16 protein-coding genes are annotated in these 13,408 nt (G+C 64.5%); 4 read left to right on the top strand and 12 right to left on the bottom strand.

The genetic code is table 11. The features are described from left to right. The 4 genes from VJS90_RS14335 to VJS90_RS14320 all read left to right on the top strand — a co-directional run. Window positions 1-629: CorA family divalent cation transporter (locus tag VJS90_RS14335; protein ID WP_324122306.1), on the top strand; the 629-nt coding region annotated here is incomplete at its 5' end. Continuing rightward, complete coding sequence (locus VJS90_RS14330; protein ID WP_324122305.1) at window positions 626-1,525, top strand: CorA family divalent cation transporter; 900 nt, start codon at window positions 626-628, stop codon at window positions 1,523-1,525. The genes VJS90_RS14335 and VJS90_RS14330, both read left to right, overlap by 4 nt. A 262-nt stretch (window positions 1,526-1,787) precedes the next feature. After that, window positions 1,788-2,807, top strand: a complete 1,020-nt coding sequence (locus tag VJS90_RS14325) for a sensor histidine kinase (RefSeq protein ID WP_324122304.1) — start codon at window positions 1,788-1,790, stop codon at window positions 2,805-2,807. Beyond that, on the top strand, window positions 2,801-3,427 hold the full coding sequence (locus VJS90_RS14320; protein WP_414704943.1) for a response regulator transcription factor: 627 nt from the start codon (window positions 2,801-2,803) through the stop codon (window positions 3,425-3,427). The genes VJS90_RS14325 and VJS90_RS14320 overlap by 7 nt, the downstream gene beginning before the upstream one ends. Before the next feature lie 31 nt (window positions 3,428-3,458). Here the strand turns inward: VJS90_RS14320 and VJS90_RS14315 are convergent, their stop codons facing one another. From VJS90_RS14315 to VJS90_RS14260, 12 genes are all read right to left on the bottom strand, one after another. After that, the gene (locus VJS90_RS14315; protein WP_324122302.1) at window positions 3,459-4,241 is read right to left on the bottom strand and encodes a TatD family hydrolase; all 783 of its coding nucleotides are present in this window, start codon (window positions 4,239-4,241) and stop codon (window positions 3,459-3,461) included. A 39-nt stretch (window positions 4,242-4,280) separates the two neighbouring features. Beyond that, the gene (locus tag VJS90_RS14310; protein WP_324122301.1) at window positions 4,281-5,267 is read right to left on the bottom strand and encodes a DNA polymerase III subunit delta'; all 987 of its coding nucleotides are present in this window, start codon (window positions 5,265-5,267) and stop codon (window positions 4,281-4,283) included. Further along, window positions 5,260-5,892 carry a dTMP kinase gene (gene tmk, locus VJS90_RS14305; RefSeq protein WP_324122300.1) on the bottom strand — a complete coding sequence of 211 codons (633 nt, stop codon included), beginning with the start codon at window positions 5,890-5,892 and terminating at the stop codon, window positions 5,260-5,262. Before tmk ends, VJS90_RS14310 begins: the two co-directional genes overlap by 8 nt. Before the next feature lie 20 nt (window positions 5,893-5,912). Next, window positions 5,913-7,187 carry an endolytic transglycosylase MltG gene (gene mltG / locus VJS90_RS14300; RefSeq protein ID WP_324122299.1) on the bottom strand — a complete coding sequence of 425 codons (1,275 nt, stop codon included), beginning with the start codon at window positions 7,185-7,187 and terminating at the stop codon, window positions 5,913-5,915. Between the two features lie 3 nt (window positions 7,188-7,190). Further along, on the bottom strand, window positions 7,191-8,006 hold the full coding sequence (gene pabC / locus VJS90_RS14295; RefSeq protein WP_324122298.1) for an aminodeoxychorismate lyase: 816 nt from the start codon (window positions 8,004-8,006) through the stop codon (window positions 7,191-7,193). Continuing rightward, a complete protein-coding gene (gene fabF / locus VJS90_RS14290) occupies window positions 8,006-9,250 on the bottom strand; it encodes a beta-ketoacyl-ACP synthase II (protein WP_324122297.1) in 1,245 nt (414 codons plus the stop codon). Before fabF ends, pabC begins: the two co-directional genes overlap by 1 nt. A gap of 104 nt (window positions 9,251-9,354) precedes the next feature. Then, window positions 9,355-9,591 (bottom strand): acyl carrier protein, encoded by a 237-nt coding sequence (gene acpP / locus VJS90_RS14285; RefSeq protein WP_324122296.1) that lies wholly within the window; start codon window positions 9,589-9,591, stop codon window positions 9,355-9,357. A gap of 201 nt (window positions 9,592-9,792) precedes the next feature. Then, window positions 9,793-10,533 carry a 3-oxoacyl-ACP reductase FabG gene (gene fabG, locus VJS90_RS14280; RefSeq protein ID WP_324122295.1) on the bottom strand — a complete coding sequence of 247 codons (741 nt, stop codon included), beginning with the start codon at window positions 10,531-10,533 and terminating at the stop codon, window positions 9,793-9,795. 16 nt (window positions 10,534-10,549) lie between these two features. Next, window positions 10,550-11,488: an ACP S-malonyltransferase gene (fabD, locus tag VJS90_RS14275; RefSeq protein WP_324122294.1), complete on the bottom strand. Its 939-nt coding sequence runs from the start codon at window positions 11,486-11,488 to the stop codon at window positions 10,550-10,552. A 128-nt stretch (window positions 11,489-11,616) separates the two neighbouring features. Then, the gene (gene plsX / locus VJS90_RS14270; RefSeq protein ID WP_324122293.1) at window positions 11,617-12,627 is read right to left on the bottom strand and encodes a phosphate acyltransferase PlsX; all 1,011 of its coding nucleotides are present in this window, start codon (window positions 12,625-12,627) and stop codon (window positions 11,617-11,619) included. A gap of 3 nt (window positions 12,628-12,630) precedes the next feature. Then, a complete protein-coding gene (rpmF, locus tag VJS90_RS14265; protein ID WP_008096416.1) occupies window positions 12,631-12,813 on the bottom strand; it encodes a 50S ribosomal protein L32 in 183 nt (60 codons plus the stop codon). A 13-nt stretch (window positions 12,814-12,826) separates the two neighbouring features. Beyond that, window positions 12,827-13,354, bottom strand: coding sequence for a YceD family protein (locus VJS90_RS14260; protein ID WP_324122292.1), 528 nt, complete (start codon window positions 13,352-13,354; stop codon window positions 12,827-12,829). Window positions 13,355-13,408 lie beyond the last annotated feature (54 nt).

The raw sequence follows: 13,408 nt of genomic DNA, 5'->3' as shown, positions 1-13,408 counted from the left end.
TCGAGCACCTGCCGGCCGGCCCTTCGCCCGATCCCGCGCAGATACTGTTCAACCTGCTCGAAAGCCTCAACGACGCGGCGCACGCGGCGATCCGCCAGATTTCGGCTCGCCTCGATGAGCGCAGCGCAAGCGTGGCGGCCGCCAGTGGCGGGTTCGAGATGTCCAGACGCCAGGCCGGGGTCGCCGACATCGCCGGGACCGCCATTGCCTTGGGCGAGGCCGAAGAGCTGGTCGCCAAGGCCGTGGAGGGCCAGCTGATGCTTGCCCGGGCCGGACGATGGCTACGGCGTGCCGCCGGTGAAGCCCGTTTTGGGCAGCGGCTGCCCATGCTGCTGTCCGACATCCAGAGCCTGGGGCGCTATGCGCGTTTCCAGCACGACAAGATCCGCAACCTTCAGCAGTCCCTGATGACCACCATGGACATCAAGCAGAACCAGGTGGTCAAGGTCTTCACCGTGATCACCGCGGTGTTTACCCCACCAACCCTGGTCGCCTCCTTCTACGGCCAGAACTTCGCCTATATGCCCGAACTGGAGCTGCCCTGGGGCGAATGGATGGTGATGGGCCTGACCGGCCTGTTCGCCTTGTTGCCACTGATCTACATCAAGCGCAAGGGGTGGATGCGATGAACGCCGTCAAACCGCTGCCTGCCTGGCAGCGACTGCACATTGCAGCCCCCCAGGCACTCGAGGACCTGGGGACGCTGCATGGCATCGACCTGATCCCCGACCGCTTCAATCAGACGGGCACGACCCTGCGCATACGTTGCACGCGCCTCAGGCAAGACCGGGTGCTGGTGACCGACCTGCTCTGGCACCAGGGCGGCGACGACCAGCCGCTGTTCACCGTCGAGAGCGGGCACCGCGTGCTACGGCCAGCACTGGCGTTCGAGCGGATCCAGGCCCAAGGGCTTTCGCCCGGCAGCTCGCAGTCGATCGCGCTGGTGCTGCTGCAGCAACTGCTTGGACAGACAGGCCTGGTGCTCGACCGCATCGACCAGGGCCTGACGGTCTCCATGCGTTCCATCCGGGCCTTTGCGCTCACCGCGGGCACGGAAAACACCCGCGGCGCCGAAGACCTGGCTGGCGTCGATGGCCAGCTGGCGGCGCTCAATGTGCCATTGTCATTCGTTCTGGAGTCGCTGGACGATCTCCTGCATGCCGCGCTGAGGCTGCGTCGCTGGACACAGCGCGCTGCAGTGCCACGCGTGGAGGACGTCGATGAGCTGATCGCCCATGTCGAAGGCGTGCAGCGCCGCGCACGCTTCATGCTCGAGCGGCAACGGTTCCAGTGGCGCGGCGCCGGCGAGACGGTGGCCATGAGCGACTTGAACGTCACCAAGGTGTTCAGCGTGCTGTGGGCTGCGTTCATTCCGGGCACCGCCTTGATCAACTGGTACGGGCAGAACTTCCAGGTGATGCCGGAGCTGTCCTGGGATGGCTCGCTGTGGACGCAGCTCCTGGCGGTGCTGGTGCTGACCGCAGTGCCAGTGTTGATGGTCAAGCATTCCGGCGCGTTGCGCTGACGCACGGCCTGGCAGGCCGAGCGATGCCCTGGAAATCAACATCGCTGAAGACTCCGCTGCCACGCACACCTGTGCAGTGCAGGTATTTCAAGTTGTGTGGCAAGCGCTGCGCCGTGCCCGCTTCATGATAGGTTCCTGCCCTGCACGGCAGGGTTCCGGCCAGATCCGCCGTGTGCTTGCGATTCACGGCCCGGAGTAGATGATGAAAACGCATCCCACGCCTCTCGCCCCGCCTCCCAGGCGAGCAGTCCGGATCACCCTCATGCTGTTTGTCATGGGTGCGATCTTCATTATCGATAGCGCCACGGGCTACGAGATCGCGGTGTCGGTGTTCTATGCAGGCGTCATCCTGACCGCGGCGCCGATTCTGAGCCGCAACGCGCTGATGGTGTTGAGCGGCACCTGCACCGCCGTCACCCTGCTCAGCTTCGCCATCACCGCGCAGGGCGACTATCGCGCCGGCCTGGTCAACATGACCATCAGCATTGTCTCGATCCTCATGACCGCCCACCTGGTGCTCAAGATGGCCGCGGCCCGTGCCGCCGCGCGGGATGCGCAAGCGCGCCTCCTGCGCATTGCCCGGGTCAGGAGCCTCGAAGGCCTCACCACCTCGATCGCTCACGAGATCAATCAGCCGCTGGCGGCCGTCGTGACCAGCGGCAATGCCTGTCAGCGCTGGCTGGGTCAGGACCCTCCCAACGTCGACAAGGCGCGTCAGGGGCTGCAGCGCATCCTCGACGATGCCACACGTGCGGGCGACATCATTGCGCGGGTGCGCAGCCTGACCAAAGGCGAACCACCCCGGCGTCTGGCTTTTGACTTCAACGAGGCAATCAGGGAAGTCGTCGATCTTTCACGCACTGAGATGGCACGGGCGGCGATTGTGCTGGAGGTCGATCTCAACCCCGGACTACCCCTTGCGCTGGCCGACCGGCTGCAAGTACAACAGGTGGCAGGCAACCTGCTACTCAACGCGATCGACGCCACTGCGCTGGTGCCACCTGGCAGGCGGACCATTCGCCTCATCTCGGCCCGCGATGAAGACATGATCGTATTCAGCGTCCGCGACTCGGGCACAGGGCTGGCCGAGGGCGTTCGCGACCGCCTGTTCGAAGCCTTCTGGACGACCAAGGCGCACGGCCTTGGCGTCGGCCTGAGCCTGAGCCGCACAATCGTCGAAGCCAACGGCGGTCACATTTCGGCGAAATCCAATAAGGAAGGAGGCGCCCTGTTCTGGTTCAGCGTGCCGTTTCAGGACAAGGAGCCGGCGTGCCAATCCTGACCCCAACCCTCTCACCGCCGGTCGTCTACGTGATCGATGACGACAGCTCGATGCGTGCAGCGCTGCAAGACCTGCTCGCCTCGGTAGGACTGAAGGTCTGTGCATTCACATCCACGCGCGAGTTTCTGGCCAGGCCGACCGACGATGCGCCGGGCTGCCTCGTACTGGATGTGCGCATGCCCGATCAGAGCGGCATGGACTTCCATCGCCAGATGCTGGCCCTGGGTATTGGCCTGCCGGTGGTGTTCATCACCGGGCATGGCGATATCGCCATGGGCGTGACGGCCATCAAGCGCGGTGCCATCGAATTTCTCACCAAGCCGTTTCGTGACCAGGACCTGCTCGATGCGATCCAGCAAGGGCTCGAGCAGGACCGCGCGCGTCGCGCGCACGCTGCCGCCAGCGCCCAATTGCAGGAGCGCTGGAGGTCATTGAACGAGGGCGAGCGCGAGGTGGTGCGGCGCGTGGTTCAGGGCCTGTTGAACAAGCAGGTCGCCGCGCAGCTGAACCTCAGCGAGATCACTGTCAAGGTGCGCCGCGCCAACGCCATGCGCAAGCTGCAGGTGCAGTCGCTGGCGGCGCTGGTGCGGATCACCGAAAAGCTGGAGCGGCTTGCGTAGACCCTGCGCGAAGTTCAAACCCGCTACGCAATCACACGACCCGCGCCAGCGGGAAAAGCCGCTTGAAGTTGGCGGTGGTCTGCTCAGCGAGTTGCTCGTACCTTTCACCGCGCACCAAGGCCACGAATTCCGCGACTTCACGCACGTATTCCGGCAGGTTGGGCTTGCCCCGGTATGGAATCGGCGCAAGATACGGCGAGTCGGTTTCCACCAGCAACCGGTCGGCCGGCACCTGACGCGCCACGTCGCGTAGCGCCTCGGCGTTGCGGAATGTGACGATGCCCGAGAGCGAGATGTAGTAGCCCAGGTCGAGCGCAGCCTTGGCCATGTCCCAGTCTTCGGTGAAGCAGTGCAGCACGCCCGCCTGGGGCAGGCTCGCCTCGCGCAGCAGCGCCAGGGTATCGGCACGCGCGGCGCGGGTGTGCACGATCACCGGCTTGCCCGTCACCCGCGAGGCTTCCAGGTGCAGGCGGAACGATGCCTGCTGCAGCTCGGCGGCTTCCGGCTCGTAATGGTAGTCCAGGCCGGTTTCGCCAATGGCCACCACATGCGGGTGCGCCAGTTCGTTCAGCAGCCAGTCGAGCGCGGGCGCCTCTCCTGGCGCCAGGTCCAGCGGGTGCACGCCCACCGAACAGTCGACATCGGCGTAACGCTCGCTCAGGGCCTTGACCGCGCCGGCATTCTCGGCGCTGACGCCGATGCACAGGAAATGCCCGACGCCACGCTCGCGCGCCGCCTGCAGGGCAGCGTCGAGGGAACCCTGGTGGGCGCTGAGGTCAAGACGGTCGAGGTGGCAATGGGAATCTACAAGCATGGACTGACGGCACGTATTGGAAATGAAGGATGACCAGGCTCAACGCGAGCCTGGCAACTGAGCCCAGGAAGCCAGCAAGGCCTCGAGCAGCAGGACGCGGTTGAGGTTGGCCTTGCCCAGGACCTTCTGGCGCTGGGCAAGCACCCAGTCCTGGATGGCCAGGACCTTGTCCTGGCGGCTTTTCTGCGCCAGGTACTGGATCACCTTGCGCATATCGCTCAAGCCTAACCCCTGCTCGTCCTGGGTCAACTGATAACGCAGGATCAGGTGCGACCATTCGCAGAACCAGTCGAACAGCAGCAACAGCGGAACGTTGCTCCACGCATCGGCCAGCTGGCTCGGCGACTGCTGCTGCTTGAGCAGTTTCTTCACCCCGTCCGTGACCAGCGCACGCTGCTCGCGCACACCCTGCTCCTGCAGCTTGACCGCCATCAGTGGCGAGCCTGCCGCCAGACTGAGCAGCTCCTCGCGTTCTTCCTCGCTCGAGGACGGCAGGGCCGCGGCCAGCCAGGCCTGGCTCTGCGCCAGGCTCGGTTGCGGACAGGCCACTTGCTGGCACCGGCTTTTGACCGTCGGCAACAGGCGGCTCGGCTGATGACTGACCAGCAGCATCACCGTGTCGCCCGACGGCTCTTCAAGGCTCTTGAGCAAGGCGTTGGAGGCATTGATGTTCATCGCCTCGACCGGCTCGATCAAGACCACCTTGCGCCCGCCCATCTGCGCGGTCTGGACCACGAAGGTCACCAGCTCCCGCACCTGGTCGACCTTGATCGGCTTGTCTGCCTCTTCCGGTTCCAGGACAAAGTTGTCCGGATGGCTACCCGCCTTGAGCAGCAGGCAGGATTTGCACTCGCCGCAGGCATCCGGGCCCTGCGCCTGCTTGCACAACAGGCGTGCCATCAGGCGCTCGGCCAAGGCGCGCTTGCCGATGCCCTGTGGACCATGCAGAAGATAGGCGTGCGCATGCTGACCGCGCCCCGCCAGCTGCTGCCAGAGCGCTTGCTGCCAGGGAAAGGCTTCAACCACGGCAGCGTTCCATGATGACGGGAAGCAGCCCATCGATGGCCGTCTGGACCTGCTCAAGTGTTTGCGCGGCATCCAGCAGGCGGTAGCGCCGCGGGTCCAGGCCTGCGCGCTGCAGGTATGCCTGTCGCACGGCCTCGAAGAAGCCCACGCCCTCCTGCTCGAAGCGGTCGAGGCGGCCGCGGGCCGCGGCACGTGCCAGGCCCACTTCCACCGGCAGGTCGAACACCAGGGTGAGGTCTGGCCGCAGGTCGCCCTGGACAAAGGTCTCGAGCGTCGCGATGCGCTCGACCGGCAAGCCCCGCCCCCCACCTTGATAGGCGTAGGTGGCATCGGTGAAGCGGTCGCACAGAACCACGGCGCCACGCGCCAGGGCTGGGCGGATGACCGCGGCCAAGTGCTGGGCGCGGGCGGCGAACATCAGCAACAGCTCGGTATCGGCGTGCATCTGCTCGTCGCTGGGCGCCAGGAGCAGTTCGCGGATTCGCTCGGCCAGCGGCGTGCCGCCCGGCTCGCGGGTCAGGACCACATCCAGGCCCTGCTCGCGCAGGCGCGCCGCCAGGTAATCACGGTTGGTGCTCTTGCCGGCGCCTTCGGGGCCTTCCAGGGTGATGAACAAGCCGCTCACGGGTATTCCTTGCTTGGGGGTCATTGCGGTGCCGCTTGAGTGCCCGGTGCCGGATCCGCTGGCTGCGGGCCCGGGCTGGCCTCGGGTACGGGACTGGCCTCAGGCGCAGGACCGGCTTCAGGCGCGGGGTCGGCCTCTGGCACGGGATCGGCCTGGGGCACAGGGCCTGGCTCCGGCTCGGGTGTTGTCCCAGGCGGCGATTCGAGGGTATCGGCTGGCGCCTCGGCGGGCGCCGTGTCTTCACCGGCGCCAGGCGCTTGCGACGGTGCCGGGCTGGAGCGGTATCCGGCACGGCGCTTGAGCTGGTACTCGCGCACAGCCGAATTGTGCGCATCCAGGTCGTCGGAGAAGATGTGGCTGCCATCGCCCTTGGCGACAAAGTACAGGCTTGAGCCGGTCGCCGGGTTCAACGCAGCATGGATGGCCTCGCGGCCGACCATGGCGATCGGCGTCGGCGGCAGGCCGGCGTTGGTATAGGTATTGTACGGCGTCGGCTCGCGCAGGTCGCCGCGGGTGATCCTGCCGTTGTAGCGCTCGCCCATGCCGTAGATAACCGTCGGGTCGGTCTGCAGCATCATGCCCAGGCGCAAGCGGCGGATGAACACGCCGGCAATCTGCCCGCGTTCTTGCGGCACGCCCGTCTCTTTTTCCACCAGGGAGGCCATGATCAGCGCCTGGTATGGGTCGCGGTACGGCAGGTCGGTGGTGCGCTGCGCCCACTCCTGGGCAAGCACTTCGTCCAGGCGCATGTACGCCTGCTGCAGGAGTTCGACGTCGCTCATGCCGCGCACGAAACGGTAGGTGTCAGGGAAGAAGCGGCCTTCGGGGAACACACCCGTGTGGCCAAGGCGGTCCATCACCTCGCTGTCGCTCAGGCCATCGAGGGTCTGCCTGATCTTTTCATGCCGGGCCAGCGCCGTGCGTACCTGGCGGAAGGTCCAGCCCTCGACCAGGGTCATGCTGTACTGCACCACCTCGCCGCGGCGCCAGACCTCGAACAGGTCTTCGACGGTCATGCCGGGCGTCAGACGGTACTCGCCGGTATGCAGCGGCACGTTGATCATGTTGAAGCGCCAGTAAAGGCGCAGCCAGAGGGCGTCCTTGAGCAGGCCGTCTGCTTCCATGCGGTAGAACATGCGGTTGGGATTGGTGCCGGTGGGCACGTCCAGCAGGCGCTCTTGCGTCACCTGCAGCGGCTGCTCGAGCGTCGAGTTGATTTTCCAGGCTGACCATCCCAACGCCAGCCCGGCCAGAATCAAACCCATCTCCAGCAGCAGCAAGAATTTACGTCTCACGAATCAGGCATCCAGTAGCGTTCGGGCAACGGCCTGCAGTTTACGGGTGAGCGGTCCCGCGGGCCAGTTCAGCGACGCGAAACCTGTAACCGGCCATATCCCATAGACGCTGTTGCAGACAAAGACTTCATCCGCCTGTTCAAGGTCGGCCAGCGACAGGTCACGCACCTGCACTGCGATACCAGCGCCAGTAGCCTGCTCGATCAAGGCGGCACGCATGACCCCGGCAACGCCGCAGCGGCTCAGGTCAGCCGTCAGCAACTGGCCGTCGCGCACCATGAACAGGTTGCTGTAGACCCCCTCTATCACCCGGCCCTGGGTATCGCACATCAGCCCTTCGGCATGATCGCCGTCGTGCCACTCGGCACGCGCCAGCACCTGCTCCAGGCGATTGAGGTGTTTGAGCCCGGCCAGCAGCGGTTGTTCCGCAAGACGGGTACGACAGGCAAACAGACGGATGCCGTGCGCGCCATGCCGCGCAGGATAGGCAGGCGGGGGGCCGCCCTGGAGGATACGCCGCGGCGCGGCTGCAGCCGCCGGCGCATAGCCGCGCTGGCTGTCGCCACGGGTCACGATCAGCTTGGCCACGCCGTCGCCCAGCTGGCTGGCATAGCGGAGAATTTCATCACGAATCAGTGCGGCATCGACCTCGATGCCCAGGCGCTGGCAGCCCAGCACCAGGCGAGCGAGGTGATGCTCGAGCAACGCGGGCCGGCCGGCCCGCACGGCAATGGTCTCGAACAGACCATCGCCGTAGGCCAGGCCGCGATTGTGCAGGTTGACCGCAGTCGCGGGCTGGCCGTCGATCCAGCTGAGCATCAGCCCGCGAACCGGCGGAACACCAGCGAGCCGTTGGTACCGCCAAAGCCGAAGGAGTTGGACAGCACCACATCGATCGGCATGTTGCGCGCCTGGTGAGGCACGAAGTCCAGATCGCAGCCTTCGTCCGGCTCATCCAGGTTGATGGTCGCAGGCGCCACCTGGCTGTTGATCGACAGCACACTGAAGATCGCCTCGACCGCACCGGCGGCACCCAGCAGGTGACCAGTCATCGACTTGGTGGAGCTGACCGCGAGCGAGTAGGCATGATCGCCAAACACCCGTTTGATCGCCGAGGCCTCGGCCAGGTCACCCGCTGGCGTGGACGTGCCATGGGCGTTGATGTAGCTGACCTGGTCAGGGTTCACGCCGGCATCGCGCAACGCATTGACCATGCAGCGCGCGGCGCCTGCACCGTCTTCGGGCGGCGAGGTCATGTGGTAGGCGTCACCGCTCATGCCGAAACCGACCAGCTCGGCGTGGATGGTGGCACCGCGGGCCTTGGCGTGCTCGAGCTCCTCGAGCACCAGCGCGCCGGCCCCGTCGGACAGCACGAAGCCGTCACGGCCCTTGTCCCACGGACGGCTGGCACGGGTCGGATCGTCGTTGCGCGTGGACAACGCGCGGGACGCCCCGAAGCCGCCCATGCCCAGCCCACAGGCTGCCATTTCAGCGCCACCGGCAATCATCACGTCGGCTTCACCGAAGGCGATGTTGCGGGCAGCCATGCCAATGCAGTGGGTGCCCGTGGTGCACGCCGTTGCAATGGCGTAGTTCGGTCCCTGTACACCCAGGTGGATCGACAGGAAACCGGAAATCATGTTGATGATCGAACCCGGTACGAAGAACGGCGAGATACGCCGCGGGCCCTGGTCATGCAAGGTCCGGCTGGTTTCTTCGATATTGGTCAGGCCACCGATACCCGAGCCCATGGCCACGCCGATGCGCTCGCGGTTGGCGTCGGTGACTTCCAGCCCGGCATTGCGCACCGCCTGGAAACCGGCCGCCAGGCCGTACTGGATGAACAGGTCGAGCTTTCGAGCTTCCTTCGCCGACAGGTATTGCTCGACGTCAAAGCCTTTCACCGAGCCGCCAAAACGGGTTGAGTAGGCAGAAAGGTCCGTATGCTCGATCAGACCAATGCCACTGCGGCCAGCCAGAATGCCCTGCCAACTGCTCGGCACGTCCGTACCCAGTGGCGACAGCATACCCATACCGGTGACCACGACGCGTCTACGCGACACAGCTCTCTCCTTATTCCATTGACGACGGATCTTGCAAAGAAAAAACCGCACGCCAGTCAAGGCAGTGCGGTTTTTCCCGTCAAGAAACGACGACTACAAACGTCTTAACCCTGGTGGGCGTTAACGTAGTCGATAGCCGCTTGAACGGTGGTGATCTTCTCGGCTTCTTCGTCAGGAATCTCGGTTTCGAATTCCTCTTCCAGAGCCATCACCAGCTCAACGGTGTCGAGCGAATCAGCACCCAGGTCGTCGATGAAGGACTTGTTGTTAGTCACTTCTTCTTCCTTCACACCCAGTTGCTCGGCAACGATTTTCTTGACGCGTTCTTCGATGGTGCTCATACCTAGTTTTCACTCCTAAAGGACATATGTCAGGCAGCTGGCCGGTGTGCAAGTTTATAGGAAGACGCCTGCTTTTCAAGCATAACGCGCCTTCAAACCTGACACTCACCCACTGCCGGGAATCGGGTTGCAGCTTTATAACGGATTTTAGGCTTCGAGTATGACTCTTTTTTGAAGCCAGCCGTCACATTGGTTGCAAGATTACATGTACATTCCGCCGTTGACCGGCACGGTTGCGCCGGTCACGTAGGCTGCGCCATCGGAGGCCAGGAAAGCGACCACCTGGGCGATTTCCTGCGCCTGGCCCAAGCGGCCCAGCGGGATCTGGGTCAGCAGACCCTCGCGCTGCGCCTCTGGCAGCTCGCGGGTCATGTCGGTGTCGATGAAGCCAGGGGTCACCGCGTTCACGGTGATGCCGCGCGAGCCGACTTCACGCGCCAGGGCGCGACTGAAGCCCTCGAGGCCCGCCTTGGCTGCAGCATAGTTGACCTGGCCGACATTGCCCATGGCGCCGACCACCGAACCGATGCTGATGATCCGGCCCCAACGGGCCTTGGTCATGCCACGCAGAACAGCCTTGGAGAGGCGGTACAGGCTGTTGAGGTTGGTATCGACCACATCGAACCACTCGTCATCCTTCATGCGCAGCATGAGGTTGTCACGGGTGATGCCGGCATTGTTGACCAGAATGGCCGGCGCCCCGAACTGCTCCTGGATGGTCGCCAGGGTCGCGGCAACCGATTCCGCGCTGGTGACGTTCAGCTCAAGGCCGGTGCCGGCGACGCCGTGCTCCTTGAGGGTGGCGGCAATGCGCTCGGCACCCGAAGCGGTGGTCGCGGTGCCGATAACGGTAGCGCCCAGGCGACCCAGTTCCAGGGCGATGGCCTGGCCGATGCCACGGCTCGCGCCAGTGACCAGTGCAACTTTACCTTGCAGGCTCATGCAAGTGTCTCCAAGTTCAAGCCAGCGCCGCGGCAGAGGCGGCGAAGGCGTCAGGGGTATTGAGGTTGTAGGTGGTCACGCCGTCCGCGCAACGCTTGTTCAGGCCTGCAAGCACCTTGCCAGGGCCGCACTCGACCAGCTGCACGGCGCCTTGCGCCGCCAGGGTCTGCACGCACTCGACCCAGCGCACCGGCTTGTACAGCTGCTCGAGCAGGTCCCGCTTGAGGGTATCCAGGTCGATTGCGACGGCGGCGCTGACATTCTGCACCACCGGAATCTGCGGCGCCTGCCAGTCGATGGCATTGACCGAGTCGGCGAAACGCTCGGCGGCCGGGCGCATCAGCTCACAGTGCGATGGCACGCTGACCGGCAATGGCAGGGCACGCTTGGCGCCCTTGGCCTTGCAGGCCTCCATGGCGCGCTCGACGGCTGCCTTGGCACCGGCGATGACCACCTGGCCAGGCGAGTTGAAGTTGACCGCGCTGACCACTTCGCCCTGCGCAGCGTCCGCACAGATGGCGACCACGTCAGCGTCCTCCAGACCCAGGATCGCCGCCATGGCGCCCTGCCCGGCCGGCACGGCCTCCTGCATCAGCTGGCCACGGCGCTCGACCAGGCGGACGGCATCCTTGAGGGTCAGGCTGCCAGCGGCAACCAGCGCGCTGTACTCACCCAGGCTGTGACCGGACACGAACGCCGGCTGCGCGCCACCCTGGGACTGCCACAGGCGCCACAAGGCGATCGAGGCGGTCAGGATGGCCGGCTGGGTCTTGTCGGTTTGATTGAGTTGCTCTTCCGGGCCGTTCTGGATCAGTGCCCACAGGTCATAGCCCAGGGCCTCGGAAGCTTCCTTGAAGGTCTCGATGACCAATGGATACTGGTCACCCAGCTCGGCGAGCATGCCCAGCGACTGGGAACCTTGACCAGGAAAGACGAATGCGAGGGATGCAGACATTGAACAAGCCCCTAATGATCTTTGGGTCGAATACGGTGCGTCCGGCCAACGGCCAGACGCGGAATCTGAAAACTTTGATGAGAACGCAGGCCAACGGGTCACATTTAAGCACTTCGCCGCCGCCAGGCCTAAGGCAAAAGGTCTTCGAGGCGCCCATGCAGGCGCTCCGGCAGGTTCTCCTGAATCTCGATCAAGGCACGCTGGATGGCGCTCTGCAAGCCCTGGACGCCGGCGGAGCCATGGCTCTTGATGACGATCCCCTGCAACCCCAGGAAGCTTGCGCCGTTGTGCCGCGCAGGCGCCAGGTCGGCCTTGAGCCGCTTGAGCAGCGGCATGGCCACGGCGCCCGCGGCGCGGGCCGCCAGGCCACCGCGGAACACCGCCTCGATGCGCGCGGCAATCATGGTCGCCAGGCCTTCACTGGATTTGAGCAGGATATTGCCAACGAACCCGTCGCACACCACCACGTCGGCTTCACCCCGGTACAGCCCGTCGCCTTCGACGAACCCAGTGTAGTTCAGGCCCCGGGCGTTTTGCAGCAGGCTGGCGGCCAGCTTGACCTGCTGATTGCCCTTGATGTCCTCGGTTCCCACATTGAGCAACGCAACCCGCGGCCGGCTGATCCCCAAGGCCTGGGCCGCGACCGAACCCATGACGGCAAACTGGTAGAGGTGCTCGGCGGTGCAGTCGACATTGGCGCCCAGGTCGAGCAACTGGCAGTAACCGGACTGGGTCGGGATGGCCGCGACCATCGCCGGCCGGTCGATGCCCGGCAGCGTCTTGAGCACGAAGCGCGACAAGGCCATCAGCGCGCCGGTGTTGCCGGCACTCACGCAGGCCTGGGCCTTGCCATCGCGCACCAGCTCGAGGGCCACGCGCATCGAGGAATCAGGCTTGCCACGCAAGGCCTGGGAGGGGCGCTCGTCCATGCCGATCACTTCACTGGCCGCAACAACGTGCAGCCGCGCGCGATCCGCTGCCGGAAGGCCAGCGACGAGGGGTTCAATGAGAGAGGGTTGACCGACGAGGGTCAGGTGGAGCGAGGGTGTAGCAGAGAGGCAGGCGATACTGGCCTGGACAATGCTGCGGGGACCGAAGTCCCCGCCCATTGCGTCGATCGCGATGATCTGAGCGGACAAGGATTACTCGTCAGCGCCCTTGTCGATCACTTTGCGACCACGGTATACGCCTTCTGGCGATACGTGGTGACGCAGGTGAACTTCACCGGTGCTTTTCTCTACCGACAGCGCGTTTTCCGACAGGGCGTCGTGCGAACGGCGCATGTCACGGGCAGAGCGGGATTTTTTGTTCTGCTGAACAGCCATAATTGATTAACTCCTAAACGTTTGGGTCACGCTTTAACTGCGCCAAAACACTGAACGGGTTGGACCGCGATACCTCGTCCTTGCTCGGTTCGGGCTCATCGGCGCCCGCCGGCTGCTGGCATTCTTCCGGATGATGAGCAGGCACGATCGGCAGGGCAAGCAGCAGCTCTTCCTCGATCAGGGCCTGCAGATCCAAAGGATCTTCGCCCAGTTCCAGCACGTCATAGCCTTTCGGCAACGACTGGGTATTCGCACCCTCCTTCACCACGGCGTAAGTACTTTCGCTATGGATCGGCAGGGTGACCAGCTCAAGACAACGCTGGCAAACCATCTTGACCTCGACGTCCAGCTCACTGTGGAACACCACAGCCTTCTGTTCATCTCGTTCAAAATCGAACTTCGCCTGCACCATACCGACAGTGTCGGAAAGCGGGTCGCAGAGTCTTTTCAAATCGGCGAGCGGAAGCGAACCCTGGAGGGTTACGCCGCGATCAGCCAATTTGCGCGGGTCAACGTGAGGTGGAATCGGGTCATTCAACATAGGCGCAGCATTATAGGGATGCACCCGCCCATGTCAAAGGAAATTCAGCCCTGT

This window comes from Pseudomonas sp., assembly GCF_035277045.1.
In the GTDB taxonomy this organism is placed as follows: domain Bacteria; phylum Pseudomonadota; class Gammaproteobacteria; order Pseudomonadales; family Pseudomonadaceae; genus Aquipseudomonas.
The sequence above is the reverse complement of the archived record's forward strand: the minus strand, read 5'-3'. Positions and strand labels throughout refer to the sequence as shown.